At 57.6% G+C, this 17,090-nt stretch carries 17 protein-coding genes and 1 tRNA gene; 11 read left to right on the top strand and 7 right to left on the bottom strand.

All coding sequences use genetic code 11. The features are described from left to right. The 8 genes from ABYT07_RS11795 to ccoS form a co-directional block, all read left to right on the top strand. Nucleotides 1-543: cbb3-type cytochrome c oxidase subunit I (locus ABYT07_RS11795; protein ID WP_372991878.1), on the top strand; the 543-nt coding region annotated here is incomplete at its 5' end. A gap of 12 nt (nucleotides 544-555) precedes the next feature. Beyond that, nucleotides 556-1,281, top strand: a complete 726-nt coding sequence (gene ccoO, locus ABYT07_RS11790; RefSeq protein WP_372991876.1) for a cytochrome-c oxidase, cbb3-type subunit II — start codon at nucleotides 556-558, stop codon at nucleotides 1,279-1,281. Nucleotides 1,282-1,292: 11 nt separating this feature from the next. Then, nucleotides 1,293-1,487, top strand: a complete 195-nt coding sequence (locus ABYT07_RS11785) for a cbb3-type cytochrome c oxidase subunit 3 (RefSeq protein WP_372991874.1) — start codon at nucleotides 1,293-1,295, stop codon at nucleotides 1,485-1,487. Next, the gene (ccoP, locus tag ABYT07_RS11780) at nucleotides 1,480-2,343 is read left to right on the top strand and encodes a cytochrome-c oxidase, cbb3-type subunit III (RefSeq protein ID WP_372991872.1); all 864 of its coding nucleotides are present in this window, start codon (nucleotides 1,480-1,482) and stop codon (nucleotides 2,341-2,343) included. Before ABYT07_RS11785 ends, ccoP begins: the two co-directional genes overlap by 8 nt. 85 nt (nucleotides 2,344-2,428) lie before the next feature. After that, nucleotides 2,429-3,844 carry a cytochrome c oxidase accessory protein CcoG gene (gene ccoG / locus ABYT07_RS11775; protein WP_372991870.1) on the top strand — a complete coding sequence of 472 codons (1,416 nt, stop codon included), beginning with the start codon at nucleotides 2,429-2,431 and terminating at the stop codon, nucleotides 3,842-3,844. Then, the gene (locus ABYT07_RS11770; RefSeq protein ID WP_372991868.1) at nucleotides 3,845-4,297 is read left to right on the top strand and encodes a FixH family protein; all 453 of its coding nucleotides are present in this window, start codon (nucleotides 3,845-3,847) and stop codon (nucleotides 4,295-4,297) included. Further along, nucleotides 4,294-6,444, top strand: coding sequence for a heavy metal translocating P-type ATPase (locus tag ABYT07_RS11765; RefSeq protein WP_372991866.1), 2,151 nt, complete (start codon nucleotides 4,294-4,296; stop codon nucleotides 6,442-6,444). The genes ABYT07_RS11770 and ABYT07_RS11765 overlap by 4 nt, the downstream gene beginning before the upstream one ends. Continuing rightward, complete coding sequence (ccoS, locus tag ABYT07_RS11760; protein ID WP_372991865.1) at nucleotides 6,441-6,617, top strand: cbb3-type cytochrome oxidase assembly protein CcoS; 177 nt, start codon at nucleotides 6,441-6,443, stop codon at nucleotides 6,615-6,617. Before ABYT07_RS11765 ends, ccoS begins: the two co-directional genes overlap by 4 nt. On the opposite strand, the gene ABYT07_RS11755 is transcribed toward ccoS, so the two are convergent. Further along, the gene (locus ABYT07_RS11755; protein ID WP_372991864.1) at nucleotides 6,607-7,413 is read right to left on the bottom strand and encodes a crotonase/enoyl-CoA hydratase family protein; all 807 of its coding nucleotides are present in this window, start codon (nucleotides 7,411-7,413) and stop codon (nucleotides 6,607-6,609) included. The genes ccoS and ABYT07_RS11755 overlap by 11 nt on opposite strands. A 122-nt stretch (nucleotides 7,414-7,535) precedes the next feature. After that, nucleotides 7,536-8,312 (bottom strand): transglutaminase family protein, encoded by a 777-nt coding sequence (locus ABYT07_RS11750; protein ID WP_372991862.1) that lies wholly within the window; start codon nucleotides 8,310-8,312, stop codon nucleotides 7,536-7,538. A 330-nt stretch (nucleotides 8,313-8,642) separates the two neighbouring features. On the opposite strand from ABYT07_RS11750, the gene ABYT07_RS11745 reads away from it, so the two are divergent. Beyond that, nucleotides 8,643-8,718, top strand: a tRNA-Val gene (locus tag ABYT07_RS11745). Nucleotides 8,719-10,026: 1,308 nt separating this feature from the next. On the opposite strand, the gene ABYT07_RS11740 is transcribed toward ABYT07_RS11745, so the two are convergent. The 4 genes from ABYT07_RS11740 to tgt form a co-directional block, all read right to left on the bottom strand. Continuing rightward, nucleotides 10,027-10,455: an HU family DNA-binding protein gene (locus ABYT07_RS11740; protein ID WP_372991860.1), complete on the bottom strand. Its 429-nt coding sequence runs from the start codon at nucleotides 10,453-10,455 to the stop codon at nucleotides 10,027-10,029. 180 nt (nucleotides 10,456-10,635) lie between these two features. Further along, on the bottom strand, nucleotides 10,636-13,047 hold the full coding sequence (gene lon, locus ABYT07_RS11735; RefSeq protein ID WP_372991858.1) for an endopeptidase La: 2,412 nt from the start codon (nucleotides 13,045-13,047) through the stop codon (nucleotides 10,636-10,638). 259 nt (nucleotides 13,048-13,306) lie between these two features. Beyond that, nucleotides 13,307-14,404: an alkene reductase gene (locus ABYT07_RS11730; protein WP_372991857.1), complete on the bottom strand. Its 1,098-nt coding sequence runs from the start codon at nucleotides 14,402-14,404 to the stop codon at nucleotides 13,307-13,309. Nucleotides 14,405-14,511: 107 nt separating this feature from the next. Then, nucleotides 14,512-15,639 (bottom strand): tRNA guanosine(34) transglycosylase Tgt, encoded by a 1,128-nt coding sequence (tgt, locus tag ABYT07_RS11725; RefSeq protein WP_372991855.1) that lies wholly within the window; start codon nucleotides 15,637-15,639, stop codon nucleotides 14,512-14,514. Nucleotides 15,640-15,748: 109 nt separating this feature from the next. Here tgt and ABYT07_RS11720 point away from each other — a divergent pair, with 109 nt between their 5' ends. Both ABYT07_RS11720 and ABYT07_RS11715 read left to right on the top strand, forming a co-directional pair. Next, nucleotides 15,749-16,648 carry an SPFH domain-containing protein gene (locus tag ABYT07_RS11720; RefSeq protein WP_372991854.1) on the top strand — a complete coding sequence of 300 codons (900 nt, stop codon included), beginning with the start codon at nucleotides 15,749-15,751 and terminating at the stop codon, nucleotides 16,646-16,648. Further along, nucleotides 16,642-16,920 (top strand): NfeD family protein, encoded by a 279-nt coding sequence (locus ABYT07_RS11715; RefSeq protein ID WP_372991852.1) that lies wholly within the window; start codon nucleotides 16,642-16,644, stop codon nucleotides 16,918-16,920. Before ABYT07_RS11720 ends, ABYT07_RS11715 begins: the two co-directional genes overlap by 7 nt. A gap of 21 nt (nucleotides 16,921-16,941) precedes the next feature. On the opposite strand, the gene ABYT07_RS11710 is transcribed toward ABYT07_RS11715, so the two are convergent. Further along, a partial coding sequence (locus tag ABYT07_RS11710) for an ATP-binding protein (RefSeq protein ID WP_372991880.1) occupies nucleotides 16,942-17,090 on the bottom strand: 149 nt, incomplete at its 5' end.

Raw genomic sequence — 17,090 nt, 5'->3', positions numbered from 1 at the left:
TGGGACAAGCTGCGCACCGATCCGGTCTTGCGGATGTTCGTGATCTCGCTTGGCTTCTACGGCATGTCCACCTTCGAGGGTCCGATGATGTCGATCCGCGCGGTCAATTCGCTGTCGCATTACACCGACTGGACCATCGGGCACGTGCATTCCGGCGCACTTGGCTGGAACGGCATGATCACCTTTGGCGCGCTGTACTTCCTGACGCCGAAACTATGGGGTCGTGAAAAGATGCATTCGATGTCCGCGATCAACTGGCACTTCTGGTTGGCCACCATCGGCATCGTTCTCTACGCCGCCTCGATGTGGGTCACCGGCATCATGGAAGGTCTGATGTGGCGCGAGGTCGATGATCAGGGCTTCTTGGTCAACTCCTTTGCCGACACCGTCGCCGCCAAGTTCCCGATGTATGTGGTGCGCGGCATGGGCGGGGTTCTCTACCTCACTGGTGGGCTGATCATGGTCTGGAACATGTGGATGACCATTCGCGGCGCGAAACCGGTGACCACAGCGCTGCCCTCAAACGCAACACCCGCAGAATAAGGAGCTGAAACAATGGCCTTTATCGACAAACACGCCATCCTTGAGAAAAGCCCCACCTTGCTGCTGGTTGCATCGCTGCTTGTGGTCACTGTGGGGGGCATCGTGGAAATTGCCCCCCTGTTCTGGCTGGAAAACACCATCGAAGAAGTCGAAGGCGTGCGGCCCTATTCCCCGCTCGAGCTGACCGGGCGCGACATCTATGTGCGCGAAGGCTGCTATGTCTGCCACAGCCAGATGATCCGCCCCATGCGCGACGAGGTGGAGCGCTATGGCCACTATTCGCTGGCTGCGGAATCGATGTATGACCATCCGTTCCAATGGGGCTCCAAACGCACCGGTCCCGACGTGGCCCGCGTGGGGGGGCGCTATTCCGATGCGTGGCATGTGGATCACCTAAGCGATCCGCAATCCGTGGTGCCGGAATCGATCATGCCGAAATACGCGTTCCTCAAGGAAACGCCAATCAAGCCGACCCACACGCAAGCGCTGATGAAAACCCACCGTTTTGTCGGCGTCCCCTATACCGACGAACAGATCGAAGCGGCCGAGTCAGATTTTCGCGTTCAGGCCGATCCGGATGCGGATTACGACGGGATGCTTGAACGCTACCCCGGTGCGGCCGTATCGAACTTCGACGGCCAACCCGGCGTGACCGAAATGGACGCGCTGATCGCCTATCTCCAAATCCTTGGAACCATGGTTGATTTCTCGACCTTCACCCCAGATGCCAGCCGCTGAGGAGGCACGATATGAATACCTATTCCCTCTTGCGCGAACTTGCCGACAGCTGGGTTCTGCTCGCCATGTTCATCTTCTTTGCGGGCGTGATCCTGTGGGCCTACCGGCCCGGCAGTGGCGAAGTTTACAAATCCGTCGCCCACATCCCTTTGGGCGACGACACCAAGCCAAAAACCATTCCAGCGAAAGGCGATGACCATGTCTAAAGGTAAAAAGGACGACATCACCGGTCAATCCACCACCGGTCACAGCTGGGACGGCATCGAAGAGCTGAACACCCCGCTGCCACGTTGGTGGCTGTGGACGCTGTATCTTTGCATCATCTGGGCGATCCTCTATTCGATCGCTTACCCTGCATGGCCGATGGTTTCAGGTGCGACCAAAGGGCTGCTGGGTTGGTCGACCCGTGCGAATGTGGCCGCCGACATCAAGGCTCACGAGGGCAAAAATGCCGATCTGGTCACTGCGTTGCTGGCGACCGACATGGACGCATTGCCCACCGATCCCGACCTGAACCGCTATGCCACCGCGCGCGGCGGTGCGGTGTTCCGGGCAAATTGTTCGCAATGCCACGGGTCGGGCGCTGCCGGGGCCAAGGGGTATCCGAACCTTCTGGATGATGACTGGCTTTGGGGCGGTGAAATGGCCGATATCGAATATACCGTGCGCCATGGCATCCGCAACGATCAGGACGGCGATGCGCGCTATTCTCAGATGCCCGCCTTTGGCGACATGCTGGAAAAGCCGGAAATCGCCGCGGTGGTGGAACATGTCGTGTCCCTGTCCAATGCCGACTATGACGCCGAACTGGCCGCGACGGGCGCAACTGTCTTTGCCGATAATTGCGCGGCCTGTCACGGTGAAACCGGTTTGGGCGACCGTGCCCAGGGTGCGCCCAATCTGGCGGATGCGATCTGGCTTTATGGCGGTGACCGCGCGACCCTGACCGACACAGTCATCAATGCCCGTTTCGGTGTGATGCCCGCTTGGGGTCCACGCCTGACCGAAGCCGACGTACGTGCCGTTTCCGCCTATGTTCACGGGCTGGGTGGCGGTGAATAAATCGACGATTTGAAAAACCTTGATCAAGATCAAGGTTTGCGCCCCCTGACCCGGCTAAGGTCAGGGGGCGAAAAGGATTTATCTGATGACTGACCAAACCACGCCACCCTCCCTATATGCCCCACGTGAGCCGATTTTCCCCCGCCGCGTCACGGGGTTTTTTCGCCGTTTCAAATGGGCGATTATGATCGTCACCCTTGGCATTTATTACATCACCCCGTGGATCCGGTGGGACCGTGGCCCCAGCCTGCCCGATCAGGCGGTGTTGGTGGATCTGGCCAGCCGCCGCTTCTATTTCTTCTGGATCGAGATCTGGCCCCATGAATTCTATTTCGTCGCAGGCCTGCTGATCATGGCGGGGCTGGGGTTGTTTCTGTTCACCTCGGCGCTTGGCCGCGTCTGGTGCGGCTATACCTGCCCCCAGACGGTCTGGACTGACCTTTTCATTCTGGTGGAGCGCTGGATCGAAGGCGACCGCAACGCGCGCGTCCGCTTGCACCACGCGAAATGGAGCGTGCAAAAATGGCGGCTTCGCCTGACAAAATGGGCCGTGTGGTTGGTCATCGCCGTGGCCACAGGCGGGGCGTGGGTGTTCTACTTTACCGATGCACCGACGCTGGCGCGTGATCTGGTCGGCCTGACCGCCCACCCCGCCGCCTACATCACCATCGCGATCCTGACGGCGACGACTTTTGTTTTTGGGGGGTTCCTGCGCGAACAGGTCTGCAATTACATGTGTCCGTGGCCCCGCATTCAGGCCGCGATGATGGACCCCGACACCATCACCGTCGCCTACCGCGAGTGGCGCGGAGAGCCGCGCGGCAAGAAACATGACGGCACCACGGGCGATTGCATCGACTGCATGGCCTGCGTCAATGTCTGCCCCGCTGGCATCGACATTCGCGACGGCCAACAGATGGAGTGCATCACCTGTGCGCTGTGCATCGACGCCTGTGACGACGTGATGGCAAAGATCGGCAAGCCGCGCGGTCTGATCGACTATATGGCCCTGTCCGACGAGGCCGCAGAGCGTGCCGGTGCCAAGCCGAAACCGATCTGGCGTCATATCTTGCGGCCCCGGACGATCCTTTACACAGCGATATGGTCGCTGATCGGCGTAGGGCTGGTTTATGCGCTGTTTATCCGGTCGGACATCGAATTGACCGTCAGCCCGGTCCGCAACCCGACCTATGTGACCCAATCGGATGGCTCGATCCGCAACATCTATGACGTGCGCCTGCGCAACAAGTCTGGCGAAGACCGGCAGTTCCGTCTGAGCCTCAGCAGCGATGAGCTTTTGCGCATCGGGCTTGAGGGGACAGACCAGTTGATACTGCGCATACCGGCGGACACGACCCTGCTACAACGTGTCTATGTAACCGCTCGGGCGCAGGATCCTGCGGCCAACGCGGCGGCGACACCTTTGCGGATCTGGGTCGAAGATAGCGAGGCTCAGACACGCGCCTCAAAGGCGACCACCTTCAACGGAAAGGGAAATTAGATGCAACGTGAACTGACAGGATGGCATGTGTTCGGCGGCTTTGTGGCGGCGTTCGGGGTGATCATCGCGGTTAATCTGACGCTGGCCTTTCAGGCCGTCCGTACGTTTCCGGGGCTTGAGGTCAAGAATTCCTACGTCGCCTCGCAATCCTTTGACGCAGACCGCGACGCCCAAGAGGCGTTAGGTTGGGTCGTGTCCGCGGATGTGGATCACGACCTGTTAAAGTTGGTGATCTTGCAAGACGGCACCGGGATTGCGCCCCAGGTCGAAGAGGCCACATTCGGCCGCGCAACCAGCGTGGTTGCCGATCAGACACCAGATTTTACCTTCGACGGCAACGCGCTTGTGGCACCGGTCAACGCTGGCCCCGGCAACTGGAACCTGCGCGTAAAACTGCGTGCTGCGAACGGCGTATTGTTTCAGCAGCGCATCGTGGTGCATATCACAAGATGACCCATGTCGCCGCCTGCCCCGCCTGCGCTGTCGCACCTTTGGCGCAGGAAACTGCGCGCAATGCCCGCCCGCCGGATGCGGTTCTTTCGATCCCCTCGCTCCATTGCGCCGCCTGCATCGGCAAGGTCGAACGCGCGCTATCCGCCCTGCCCGGCGTTGACAGCGCACGCGTAAACCTGTCGCTCAAACGGGTATCGGTGCACGGACCCGATGTGTCGGATGACAGCATCATCAAAGTCCTCAAGGGCGCGGGTTATGACGCCTATCCCCTTGATCTGACCTTGCTTGAAGCTGGCCAAGACCCTGTCGGCCGCGGTCTTTTGATCCGACTGGCCATCGCAGGCTTTGCAATGATGAATGTCATGTTGTTCTCGGTTGCAGTTTGGTCGGGGGCGTCGGATGCCACGCGTGATCTGTTTCACCTGATTTCCGCACTGATCAGCCTGCCTGCCGTACTGTTTTGTGGCCAGCCGTTCTTTGCCAATGCATGGTCGGCCCTGCGGGTCGGTGCGCTGAACATGGATGTGCCGATCTCGCTTGCCATTCTGCTGGCTGCGGGCATGTCCCTGTTCGAGGTCCTGAACGGCGGCGCACATGCCTATTTCGACGCCGCCCTGTCGTTGACATTTTTCCTGTTGATCGGTCGCTACCTCGATCACCGAAGCCGAAGCTCGGCCAGATCGGCCGCCAAGGAACTTGCCGCCCTCGAGGTGCAAACCGCACAGCGCATTGACGCAGGTCAAGCCACCAAGGTCGCCGTCAGCGCCCTGCGCGTGGGCGACCGGCTGGTGATCCCTACTGGCGTTCGTGTGCCGGTTGACGGCACGCTGAACAGCCCATCGGCATTGTCAGACCGGTCGTTCCTGACCGGCGAATCCTCTGCGCAGACTTTGACCAAAGGCGACCCGGTCCAAGCCGGAGAGATCAACCAAGGTGCCCCTTTCGAGATGACAGCGACCGCCGTGGGCGAAGATACGACCCTGCGCCGCGTCGCGAACTTGGTCGAAATGGCCGAAAACAGCCGCAACAGCTATACCAATCTGGCCGACCGTGCCGCGCGGATTTATGCGCCTGCGGTGCACCTGCTGGCCCTGCTGGCCTTTGTGGTCTGGGTCTGGATCAGCGGCGATATCCGCTTTGCGCTGAACATCGCCGTGGCGGTCCTGATCATCACCTGCCCCTGCGCATTGGGGCTGGCAGTGCCTGCGGTGGCCACGGCGGCGATTGCGCGGCTTTATGGGATGGGGTTTCTGGTCAAATCTGGCACAGCACTAGAACGGTTGGCCGAAATAGACGTAGCCGTCTTTGACAAGACCGGCACGCTAACCCTGTCAAGCAGCACCGGAAAGATCACATCCCTGAGCGACCAACAGGCCGGTGTGGCGCGCAGGTTGGCGCAATCCTCAGACCATCCGGTATCGCGCGGCCTTCTGGCCGTGCTGCCGCCTGTGCAGCCAGCAGCGCTGACCGAAATAAACGAAATCCCTGGGTTCGGGATGCAGGCCCGCCTGAAGGGGCAAGCCGTCCGGATGGGGCGTGGATCATGGCTTGGGGCTGGATTTGACGGATTGGGCCTGAAGATTGGCGATGACCCTGCGATCCCACTGCCCTTGACAGACATCCCGCGCCCCGGCGTTCAAACCGCCCTTGAGGGGCTGCGCAGCATGGGCATAGCCCCCCAAATTCTGAGCGGCGACAGCGAAAAACCGGTGCAGGATCTGGCCGCGCAAATCGGGATCAAGGACATCCAGTTCAACGTCAGCGCCACCCAGAAGCACGCCTATCTCACCGGCATGCAACAGGCCGGGCACCGCGTTTTGATGGTGGGTGACGGGTTGAACGACACCGCGTCGCTGGCAGCGGCACATGCATCGGTCGCCCCTGCTTCGGCGCTGGATGCGTCGCGCAGTGCCGCCGATATCGTGTTGCTGCGCGAAACGCTGGCAGAATTCCCGCTGCTGCTCAAGATTGCCCGCGCGACCACGCGGCTGTCGCGGCAAAACTTTGCAATCGCTGCGGGGTATAACGCCATCGCGGTGCCCGTGGCCCTGTTGGGCTATGCGTCGCCCCTGATCGCAGCGATTGCCATGTCTGTGTCGTCGCTGACCGTTTTGGCCAATGCGATGCGGATCAGGGTCATCCGATGAATGTCTTGCTGATCCTGATCCCGGTGTCGATTATCCTAGGCGGCTTGGGGCTGTGTGGCTTTCTGTGGACCCTGCGCAGCGGGCAATATGACGATGCCGAAGGCAGCGCCGCCCGTTTGCTGCTGGATGATGACGACGCCCCGCCCGACTTGACCCAAGACCCTAAGAGTTAGGCCGCACCCGTGCGCCGCTCTTGTCGGCAAAGGCCGCAAGCCGCGCGCGTGCGTCCGGTTGGGTGTTCACCACACCGGCAACCACGGCTTCGGCATAGGCGGCATCCATGGCGGACATATTCTGCATGTGGCTGACCGCACTACAGATCGCGAAATTCGACAGCGGCAGGTTCTGCGCCGTCTTGCGCGCCAGTTCCAAGGCGGTGTCAAAGCTGGAGCCATCGACGATATATTGCGCCAGCCCCAGGTCAACGGCCTCTTGGCCTTGGTACACGCGGCCGGTCAGCATCATGTCGATCATCCGTGATTTGCCCACCAGATCGGTGACCCGGATCGTGGCCCCGCCGCCGGTGAACAAGCCGCGCTGCCCTTCGGGCAAAGCAAAATAGGCGCTGTGATCCATAACGCGAATATGCGCCGCACTTGCCAGTTCAAGCCCGCCTCCGACAACAGCGCCCTGCAGCGCAGCGATGACCGGCACACCGCCATATTCCATCTTGTTGAACGCCTCGTGCCACCGCAAGCAGACATGCATGAAATCAGCAGGGCTGCGGTCTTGATCGTGGTGTTCGATCAGGTCAAGCCCGGCGCAAAAATGGTCGCCCGCCCCGGCCAGCACCACAGCCCGCACCCCTGCACGGGGTGCGGCGGAAAAGAAATCAACCAGCTCTTCGATGGTGTCGATGTCCAACGCGTTGCGTTTGTTAGGACGGTTCAGTGTCACAACCCAAACCCCGTCGTCATGGGTTTCAATCGCAAGGTTCTTAAAGCGTGATATGTCGATTTGTAGGGCCATGGGCGTATCCTTTCGAAGTTCCGGAACGGCGTCGGGCCAAACCCGTTCAGATGAACATCGCGGCCCAAACAGTTGCCCTGACTGGATAACTAGGTCCGACCCGCCTGTCTATCGCCAACCGCCTAGACCACCCGAACGTCTACCGACTGCGACAGCAACATCGCCGGCCCAAAGCTGCTTAGAAACGGGACCTCGGCGGCATCAAGGCCCACACCAATGCGCACAATCTGGTTGGCCGCAGCCATGCCTGTTGCATCAACCAGATGCCATGTGCCATCCAAAAACACCTCGGCCACGGCGTGGAAATCCTGGGGGGTCACATAAGGCGCATAGACGCTGACAAACCGCGCAGGGATTGCCGCCGCGCGCGCCAAAGCAATCATCACATGGGCAAAATCGCGGCACACCCCTTGGCGCTGGACAAAGGTATCAAGCGCTGTCGTCTGCCCGTTGCTGGAACCGGGAACATATTGGAACCGCTCATAAATCCAGTCGCGCAATGTCGCGATCAAGTATCCACCGCTGAGGTTGCCATATTCAGCCGCCACAAAGCTTTGCAGCTGATCCGACGGGCAATAGCGCGACGGCATCAGATAACGCACGGCGTCGCTGGGCAATTTATGCGGCGGCACGCTTTTGAATTCTTCGATCCGCAAGGCTGGCCTGTCGACGTCAAACCGCGCTTTGTAATCACACCTAAGATTGCCATTTGTGCGGATCAAGACCCGTTCGCCCATCCCCGCCTCGCCTGCAATGGTCGCCCGATGTTGTGTTTCGCTTAACGCAAAGCTTTCTGACACGACACGCTGGTCGGCGAAATCAGGGGCCTGTATTTGCAAGATCATATCCGTCGGACCGGACATCTGATATTCAAGCTGGACGTCAATATCGAGGATCATAGAATATCTTTCATGGTGCCGGTGATGGCGGGCTGGATTTACGGGGTCAGTCTTGGCGGGGCCGGTGTTGGGACCTGCTGTGCCATCCAATGGCGGTTCAAAGATCGGGGAGAAGGCGTAAAAAAACCAAGCCTCCTATTAGCTGTCGAGAGCGGTCTAGGCAACAAACAAACCAGCATGAGGATCAGTTCCAATGATAGCGGAAAACGCCCAGCAACCGATGCAAACGGACCCAAAAACCGCTCGTTGAAAAAATAATTCGGAAAACTGCATTTGACGGCAAAAATGGGGTTGAAACCCCTCCGAACCTTAGGGTAGTAGATCGCTCACGGGTCGTTAGCTCAGTTGGTAGAGCGCTTCGTTTACACCGAAGATGTCGGGAGTTCGAGCCTCTCACGACCCACCATAAATACTCATATGTTATCTAGTAGTTACGGGAATGGCGCAGACTACTATGCGCCGCCTGCATTGCTGTCCGCTGCACTTAAAACCTGAAGATGCCTCCAACTTATGGAGACGCAGATAATGGCTACAGTGAACAAAAGATCGAGCGGAAAATGGCAAGCGATAGTGAGCAAGGATACGAGATCGCAGTCCCATCGTTCACACGGCGTGCCGATGCGGTGAACTGGGCACGCAGGATGGAATTAAAGGCAGAGCGAGGACATCCGAGGGATGCACCAATGCTGGCTTCCGAGAGGATACCCCTTGGCAATGTGCTTGTGCGATACCGTGATACTGTTACCAGCCTCAAAAGATGCGTTGATAATGAACGATACGCGATCAGAGGCTTCTTGCGGACTTGCCCAACACTTTCCCAATAGCGGATCGACAAGCTGACAACGGCGAACTTCGTGGCACATCGTATTCGGAGGTTGCAGGAGGTGAAGCCTGCGATAGTGGTGCGTGAACTCGGTTGGATACAGCACGCTATCAACATCGCATGTAGCGGCTGAGGGCAACGTCTATTGCAGATGATCAGCGGCCATCGTGATCTGCGAATGCTAATGCGCTACACCCACCTTCAGACTGACGACATTCTTGCAAAGCCAACACCCTTGAGGGGGTGCCCGCAAGATGTTGGTCGGAAGAAAGAGGGTCATGGCCGGGCTGTTGGTCTGTCTTGGACAAGTCGCTTCAGCCGATGTGGTTTGCGCTTTCGATACTCTCTCGACCATTCAAGGCAATATCAACGTCGATCACGGGTTCCAGATACGTCAGGGCAGCAGCGGCCCGCTTCTTAAGCAACGGTAGGCCGATGCGTCGTGGCACGATATGGGGTGTTGAGAGTCAAAAGTGGAACCACAGTGCGCAATTCAAGACCATCAAGACGCAGTCTGCACCCAAGCGTCGTTTCACCAACATGAAGCTCTTACATATGCATTCGGAATTGGACGCTTCAATCGGCTCGCTAGGGGTCATGACTGATGCCACGGGGTCTTGCCCGATATCTGCCTGCCGTTCGCCTTGCTCGACCACTTTCCGGGCAGGAACACCCCAAATGTCCATGTCAGCGGACATCGAACACTCACACTCTCCTGACTGCACAATCTAGTGCCACCTGATTTGGCTTGCGACAATATTCAATAGGGCTCGATACAACACGTACTCTTAATGCTCTGTGGTATAGGGCGGGACTTACGCACACCTACGCCGAAACCAAAAAGGCCCTTTGAATTCAAAGGGCCTCTTGTAACGTCATGGCGCGCCGTGCCTAAACGTCGGATTCGTCGGTATCCGCACCGGCGGTTTCGAGTTTGTCTGATGGAGTGACTTGGCGCACTTTCACCCGCATCATCTTGCCGTTACCAAGATCTTTTTCGTTCACTACTTTGAACTTGCCCATCGGAAGCAAATTCAATTCGCGATTGTCAGCCAAGGCCTCGCCCAGAACGGCAAGCATTGCTTCGACGACGGGCTTGGCGTCTTTCTTTTTGATGGCCGAGCGTTCGACAACCAGATCAATCAGCTCTTTCTTGCGCATCACAGGTCCGACGATAACAGGGCGTGGCCCATCAACAACAGCGGCTGGGGTTGCGGTCGCGGGCTTGGGCGTTTGCACCTTGCTCGTTTGGCTGGTTGATGCGCCAGTGGCCATGCTAGAGGCGGGCTTCGACTTGGTGTTTTTGATTGTGCTGCTCATGGAACTCTATGCTGCCTTGTGATTTTTCATTAATTTTTGATAGCCCAAAACTTGCCAATAATCCAGCAATCCTTGCAGAACACGCACTTTTTGACACAATATCTGGTGTAAAACGGCCATAATAAACGCAAAAGGCCACCCTTGTACCGGGTGGCCTTCCGATTGTTTCACAACATCAGGTCAATGCGCAGTGGCATTGTCCCCGCCGGATGATTTCTTGGCCAAAGCAGCCGCTGCGGCTGCATCCTCGGCATCCTGGTCCCATTCGATCGCCTCTGGCTGACGCACTAGCGCGTGCTTGAGAACTTCGGACACGTGCTTGACCGGGATGATCTTCAATCCTTCCTTCACGTTGTCGGGAATATCCGGCAGATCCTTTTCATTTTCTTCCGGGATCAAGACCGTCGTGATTCCACCGCGCAGGGCCGCCAACAGCTTTTCCTTCAAGCCGCCGATTGGCATCGCATTCCCGCGCAACGACACTTCGCCAGTCATGGCAATGTCACGCCGCACCGGAATTTGCGTAAGTACCGAAACAATCGACGTCACCATCGCCAAACCGGCTGATGGACCATCCTTGGGCGTCGCACCATCCGGTACGTGCACGTGGATATCGATCGAATCGAACTTGGGTGGCTTCACCCCGATTTGCGGGCTGATAGAGCGGACATAGCTGCTGGCCGCATCAATGGATTCCTTCATCACATCGCCCAGCTTGCCGGTTGTCTTCATCCGGCCCTTACCCGGCAGGCGCAGCGCTTCGATTTGCAGCAATTCGCCGCCCACCGATGTATAGGCCAGCCCCGTCACGACACCAACCTGATCCTCGAGTTCGGCCAAACCATAACGGTACTTCTTAACGCCAAGGAAATCCTCGATGTTGTCGCCCGTCACAGTGATGCTATCGACCTCTTTCTTGATGATCTTGGTCAGCGATTTACGCGCCACCTTGGCGATCTCGCGTTCAAGGTTCCGAACCCCCGCTTCACGGGTGTAATAGCGGATCATGCTGGTCAAGGCACTGTCTTCAATGGAAAATTCCTTTTCCTTCAAGCCGTGGTTCTTGATCTGCTTGGCCACAAGATGCTGTTTTGCAATCTCGCGCTTTTCGTCCTCGGTATAGCCCGACAGCGGAATGATCTCCATCCGGTCCAAAAGCGGACCCGGCATGTTATAGCTGTTGGACGTGGTCAGAAACATCACGTTGGACAGGTCGTATTCGACCTCCAGATAGTGGTCCACAAATGTGGCGTTCTGTTCCGGATCAAGCACCTCGAGCATGGCCGACGCGGGATCGCCGCGGAAATCCTGCCCCATCTTGTCGATTTCATCGAGCAAGATCAGCGGGTTATTCGTCTTGGCCTTTTTCAACGCCTGAATGATCTTACCGGGCATGGATCCGATATAGGTTCGGCGATGGCCGCGGATTTCGGATTCGTCACGTACGCCACCAAGGCTGATGCGGATGAATTCGCGCCCTGTCGCCTTGGCCACAGATTTACCAAGCGATGTTTTACCAACCCCCGGAGGGCCAACAAGGCACATGATCGGGCCTTTCAACTTGGAGGACCGCTGCTGCACGGCAAGGTATTCAACAATGCGTTCTTTAACCTTTTCAAGGCCATAGTGGTCGTCATCCAGCACCTTTTGGGCCTTAACAAGGTCCTTTTTGGTGCGTGATTTCACATTCCACGGGATCGAAAGAATCCAGTCAAGGTAGTTGCGCACGACTGTGGCTTCGGCTGACATGGGGGACATGTTTTTCAGCTTCTTCAGTTCGGCATCGACCTTTTCTTTGGCCTCTTTGCTCAACTTGGTTTCAGCAATCCGTGCTTCAAGTTCGGCAATTTCGTTCTTGCCGTCTTCGCCATCGCCAAGTTCAGTCTGAATGGCCTTCATCTGTTCATTCAGATAATATTCGCGCTGGGTTTTCTCCATTTGCGATTTGACGCGGGTCTTGATCTTTTTCTCGACCTGCAAGACAGACATTTCGCCCTGCATCAGACCATAAACCTTTTCCAGCCGTTCAGACACAGCCAGCGTTTCCAAAAGATCCTGCTTCTGTTCGACTTCGATGCCCAAATGGCCCGCGACCAGATCCGCCAAACGCGCAGGCTCGGTCGCCTCAAGAACCGCAGTCAGCGCCTCTTCGGGAACGTTTTTCTTGACTTTGGAATAGCGCTCGAACTCTTCTGTCACGGTTTTCAACAGCGCCTGGGTGGTGGTTTCATCGCCGGGCATTTCTGTAAGATATTCGGCACGCGCCTCAAAGAAGCTATCGTTTTCAAGGAATTCCGTGATGCGCACCCGTGCCTGACCTTCGACAAGGACTTTGACGGTGCCATCTGGCAATTTCAGCAATTGCAGCACGTTGGCCAAGACGCCGACCTTAAAGATTCCGTCGGAATCGGGATCGTCAATACCGGGATCAATCTGGCTGGACAGCAAAATCTGCTTGTCGTCTGCCATGACTTCTTCCAGTGCGCGCACTGATTTTTCGCGCCCGACAAAAAGCGGCACGATCATATGGGGGAACACCACGATGTCGCGCAGGGGCAACACGGGGTAGGATGCGTTCAGAGGCTCTAACATGCTCTTTTCCTTATACTGCAAGATAACGCTGGCCCCTGTCATAGGCGACCGTTCGGCTATCTCCTGTTCTGGGTAGGTATTTGGGAACCCTACCCGCCTGTTTCAATACCCGTTGCGCCGGGGCCCTGTTTTCGGTTTTGCGCTAGAATGACCCGTGCCGAACCGACAGACAAGCACGGATCGCTTAAATTGCTGCCAAAATTCGCCTGATATTCGGGGATTTCCGGCCCCTGAACACAAGGGCCGGAAAAACTGGCGTTTATTCAACCGCGTCTTCTTCTAGAAAGGGGTAATCGGTATAGCCGCGTGCACCGCCACCATAAAACGTGCTGGAATCGCCCTTGTTCAGTGCCGTGTGCTGTTCAAGCCGCGTGACCAGATCTGGGTTGGCGATAAAGGGCCTGCCGAACGCGATCAAATCAGCAGCACCATCATTGACGGTCTTGATCGCAAGGTCACGGTCATAGCCATTGTTGGCCATGTAAAGACCGTCAAAAAGCTTGCGCAGCTTCTGGATGCTTTCGCCTTCATTCAGGTCGCGCGACCCACCTGTGGCCCCTTCGACCATGTGCAGATAGGCCAAACCGAATTTGTTTAACTTTGGCACAAGATATTCAAAGGTTTCTTGCGGATTTGCATCATCCACATCATTGGCAGGCGAAAACGGCGACAGACGCAGACCGACATGGGCACCATCCCATGCGCTTGTGACCGCCTCAATCACCTCAAGCAACAGGCGGGCGCGGTTTTCCAGCGAACCGCCGTATTGGTCATCGCGCTTGTTGGTCTTGGTTTTCAGGAACTGGTCCAAAAGATAGCCGTTAGCACCGTGGACCTCGACCCCGTCAAATCCCGCCTTGCGCGCCATCTTGGTGGCATGGACATAGTCAGAAATTACGCGGGCGATTTCAGCGGTCTCAAGAGCGCGCGGTTCCGATGTGGGCTCAAATCCGTCTGCCGTGAATGTTTTGACATCCGCCGTGATCGCAGAGGGTGCGACCGGCTGTTGACCGTCCGGCTGGAGGGAGGTGTGGCTGATCCGGCCTACGTGCCACAGCTGGATGACGATCTTGCCGCCTGCTTTGTGCACAGCATCGGTTACCTTTTTCCACGCGGCAACTTGACCATCGCTGTAGATGCCCGGCGTCGCCAGATAGCCTTTGCCCTCAGGGCTGATCTGCGCGGCTTCGGTGATGATGATGCCGGCACCGGCGCGTTGAGCGTAGTATTCAACGTGCAACTCGCCGACTTCACCAGTGTCGTTATCCGCACGGTTGCGCGTCAACGGGGCCATCACCACACGATTTTTCGCTTCGATTGCCCCAACGGTCACGGGAGAGAATAGTTTTTCCGACATCTCAAAGTCCTTTCCTAGCTGTTAAGTTATCTTAAGCACCTAAGCTCAAGACGCCTGACAGCAAGGATTGGTTCACGGGTTTATTTTTCATTGGCCCGCTTGAAGTTTCAAAGCGGTTCTATATCGCCCTGCGCCCTTTGCGTATGGAAATCAGCCTCCCATGCCTCAAACGTGCCAGAGGCAATCGCACCACGCATACCGGCCATGATTTCCTGGAAGTAATGCAGGTTGTGCCAAGTCAGCAGCATGCCGCTGATCATCTCCTGACTGCGGAAAACATGGTTCAGATAGGCGCGGCTGTAGTTTGAACAGGCGGGGCATGTGCAGTCTTCGTCCAGCGGGCGCGGATCGTCCGTATGGCGCGCGTTCTTGATGTTCACAACACCATGGCGGGTGAACGCCTGCCCCGTGCGGCCAGATCGCGACGGCAAAACACAATCCATCATGTCGATGCCGCGCGCGACAGCACCGACGATATCGTCAGGTTTGCCAACGCCCATCAAATAGCGCGGGCGGTCCACTGGCAGCATGTCGGTCGCAAAGTCGAGACAGCCAAACATCGCCTCTTGCCCCTCGCCCACGGCCAGACCACCGACGGCGTATCCGTCAAAGCCCACGTCGATCAACGCCTTGGCACTTTCTTCGCGAAAGTCACGCTCCAACCCGCCTTGCTGGATGCCGAACAACGCATGGCCCGGACGGTCGCCAAAGGCGTCGCGGCTGCGCGCGGCCCACCGCATCGACAGACGCATCGACTCCGCAATCCGGTCACGGTCGGCAGGCAGTGCTGGGCATTCGTCAAAACACATGACGATGTCAGAGCCGAGCAGCTTTTGTATCTCCATCGACCGTTCGGGGGTCAATTCATGCTTGGACCCGTCGATGTGGCTTTTGAAAGTCACGCCTTTTTCCGTCAGCTTGCGCAAATCAGCTAGGCTCATCACTTGGAAACCGCCTGAATCGGTCAGGATCGGTTTATGCCAATTCATGAACTTGTGCAGGCCGCCCAACCGGTCGATACGCTCGGCTGTGGGGCGCAACATCAAATGATAGGTATTGCCCAGCAAAATGTCGGCACCGGTGGCGGCCACGCTTTCGGGCATCATCGCCTTGACGGTGGCCGCAGTGCCCACAGGCATGAACGCAGGTGTGCGAATGTCACCACGCGGGGTCGAGATAACCCCGGTGCGCGCGGCCCCGTCGCGGGCCTGAAGATCGAATGAGAATTTTTCCATGCTGGCCCTATAGGATGTCGTGCAATTGCGCGCAATCACGATGGCGCTTTGCTTTCTTGCCGATTTGGCGGAAACTGCCGCAAAACGTCCCTCAAAGGAGACCACGCGCGTGCTTATCGAAGACATCCTGCTGGAGATTTTCCAGACCAACCTGCCCCTGATCCTGCTGGCTTTGCTCTTGGTTATTCTGGTCGTCAAAGCGGTCAAAATCGTACCCCAGTCCGAACAGCATGTGGTAGAACGCTTTGGCCGGTTGCGGGCGGTTATGGGGCCGGGCATCAACATGATCGTGCCGTTCATTGACCGCATTGCACATAAAATCTCGATCCTCGAGCGGCAATTGCCAACCGCCAGCCAAGACGCGATCACCCGTGACAACGTGCTGGTTCAGGTCGACACATCGGTGTTTTACCGGATCATCGAACCTGAAAAGACCGTGTACCGCATCCGCGATATCGACAGCGCCATCGCCACCACCGTGGCCGGGATCGTGCGTGCCGAGATCGGCAAGATGGATCTGGACGAGGTGCAATCGAACCGCACGGCGCTGATCAGCACCATCAAACTGCTCGTCGAGGATGCCGTCGATAACTGGGGCATCGAAGTCACCCGCGCCGAGATTCTGGATGTGAACCTTGATGCCGCGACCCGTGCCGCGATGATGCAACAGCTGAATGCCGAACGTGCGCGCCGCGCACAAGTGACCGAAGCCGAGGGCAAAAAACGTGCGGTGGAACTGGCCGCCGACGCCGAGCTTTATGCCTCCGAACAAACCGCCAAGGCACGCCGCGTGCTGGCCGACGCCGAGGCCTATGCAACACAGGTCGTGGCAACTGCGATTGGTGAAAATGGATTGGAAGCCGCGCAGTACCAGATTGCACTGAAACAGGTCGAAGCGTTGAACGCCCTTGGCAAGGGCAGCGGTAACCAGACAATTCTGGTCCCCGCCCAAGCGCTCGAGGCCTTTGGCGATGCATTCAAACTGTTGAAAGGACGCGGGCGATGCTGACCGACTATGTGACCCTTTGGTGGGTTTGGGTCTCGGTGGCGCTGGTGTTGGCGTTGGTCGAGATTTTGGTGCCGGGCAACATATTTCTAGGCTTCGCCCTTGGCGCTTTGGCGATGGTTCCGGTGGTGCTGGTCCTGCCCGGTGCTGGCGTGTCGTTGCTGCTGGCCCTGTTTGCGGGGTTGTCCTTGCTGGGGTGGATCGTGTTGCGTGTCGTTTTCAAACGTCAATCCAGCGGCGCACGTATCGTGGAACGCGATATCAACGAAGGGTGATGGGGGCGCGAAAGCCCCCTGTCAGTCAGGCGCGACCGCGCTTGGCATCGGCAAATCCAGCACGACCTTCAAACCGCCTCCGCGTGCCTGTTTCAGGGTCATCGACCCCTTCGACGCATCCAGAATATCCTGAACAATCGCCAGCCCAAGGCCCGTTCCTGTGCCTTTGA

The organism is Sulfitobacter sp., from assembly GCF_041552635.1.
Taxonomy (GTDB): domain Bacteria; phylum Pseudomonadota; class Alphaproteobacteria; order Rhodobacterales; family Rhodobacteraceae; genus Sulfitobacter.
This window is presented reverse-complemented; position numbering and strand designations above follow the sequence as displayed.

Coding starts and splice junctions, on each gene's coding strand:
- ccoO (WP_372991876.1), top strand. CDS start 556: ATGGCCTTTATCGACAAACACGCCATCCTTGAGAAAAGCCCCACCTTG.
- ABYT07_RS11785 (WP_372991874.1), top strand. CDS start 1,293: ATGAATACCTATTCCCTCTTGCGCGAACTTGCCGACAGCTGGGTTCTG.
- ccoP (WP_372991872.1), top strand. CDS start 1,480: ATGTCTAAAGGTAAAAAGGACGACATCACCGGTCAATCCACCACCGGT.
- ccoG (WP_372991870.1), top strand. CDS start 2,429: ATGACTGACCAAACCACGCCACCCTCCCTATATGCCCCACGTGAGCCG.
- ABYT07_RS11770 (WP_372991868.1), top strand. CDS start 3,845: ATGCAACGTGAACTGACAGGATGGCATGTGTTCGGCGGCTTTGTGGCG.
- ABYT07_RS11765 (WP_372991866.1), top strand. CDS start 4,294: ATGACCCATGTCGCCGCCTGCCCCGCCTGCGCTGTCGCACCTTTGGCG.
- ccoS (WP_372991865.1), top strand. CDS start 6,441: ATGAATGTCTTGCTGATCCTGATCCCGGTGTCGATTATCCTAGGCGGC.
- ABYT07_RS11755 (WP_372991864.1), bottom strand. CDS start 7,413: ATGGCCCTACAAATCGACATATCACGCTTTAAGAACCTTGCGATTGAA.
- ABYT07_RS11750 (WP_372991862.1), bottom strand. CDS start 8,312: ATGATCCTCGATATTGACGTCCAGCTTGAATATCAGATGTCCGGTCCG.
- ABYT07_RS11740 (WP_372991860.1), bottom strand. CDS start 10,455: ATGAGCAGCACAATCAAAAACACCAAGTCGAAGCCCGCCTCTAGCATG.
- lon (WP_372991858.1), bottom strand. CDS start 13,047: ATGTTAGAGCCTCTGAACGCATCCTACCCCGTGTTGCCCCTGCGCGAC.
- ABYT07_RS11730 (WP_372991857.1), bottom strand. CDS start 14,404: ATGTCGGAAAAACTATTCTCTCCCGTGACCGTTGGGGCAATCGAAGCG.
- tgt (WP_372991855.1), bottom strand. CDS start 15,639: ATGGAAAAATTCTCATTCGATCTTCAGGCCCGCGACGGGGCCGCGCGC.
- ABYT07_RS11715 (WP_372991852.1), top strand. CDS start 16,642: ATGCTGACCGACTATGTGACCCTTTGGTGGGTTTGGGTCTCGGTGGCG.